This window comes from Sphingomonas sp. CCH9-E2, from assembly GCF_001557215.1.
GTDB lineage: Bacteria > Pseudomonadota > Alphaproteobacteria > Sphingomonadales > Sphingomonadaceae > Sphingomonas.
Window position 1 is genome coordinate 1 of sequence record NZ_LSJM01000184.1, and the last position, 217, is coordinate 217.

Genomic DNA, 217 nt, shown 5'->3' on the forward strand with positions numbered 1-217 from the left:
CGACCCTTCCAGGTCTGGATGTCCCGGATCGTCATCAACAAATGCCATGACTGGCGGCGCCGGCGCGCGGTCCGGAACTTCTTCTCCATGGCCCTGCCGCTGGGCGAGGCGGATGACGTCGCCGATGAGGCGCCGCTACCCGACCAGGCAATCGGCGCCGAGCAGCAACTGGCAGAGGCGATGAAAGCGATCGCCGCCCTGCCCGCCTCTCTCAAAG

General features: G+C 66.8%; 1 pseudogene. It reads left to right on the top strand.

The window, feature by feature from the left end:
- Positions 1-18: 18 nt before the first annotated feature.
- Positions 19-217, top strand: a pseudogene (locus AX681_RS09165) (RNA polymerase sigma factor); the annotation flags it as partial.